Genomic DNA, 239 nt, shown 5'->3' on the forward strand with positions numbered 1-239 from the left:
GCACGAAGAAGCGGTTGGCGGCCGTGCATGCCTCGCCCATGTTGCGCATCTTGGCGACCATCGCGCCGTCGACGGCCTTGTCCAGGTCGGCGTCCTCGAAGACGAGGAACGGCGCGTTGCCGCCCAGCTCCATCGAGGTCCGTACGACCGCCTCCGCGCTCTGGGCGAGGAGCAGCTGTCCGACGGCCGTGGAGCCGGTGAAGGAAAGCTTGCGGATCCGCCCGCCGCGCAGGAGCGGT

General features: G+C 69.9%; 1 protein-coding gene. It reads right to left on the bottom strand.

Annotated features, from left to right (window positions below; translation table 11 throughout):
- The coding region (locus GTY47_RS26735; RefSeq protein ID WP_010044929.1) for an aldehyde dehydrogenase family protein at positions 1–239 on the bottom strand (239 nt) is incomplete at both ends.

Origin of the sequence: Streptomyces sp. SID5464 (genome assembly GCF_009862985.1) — a bacterium.
Taxonomy (GTDB): Bacteria; Actinomycetota; Actinomycetes; order Streptomycetales; family Streptomycetaceae; genus Streptomyces; species Streptomyces chartreusis_D.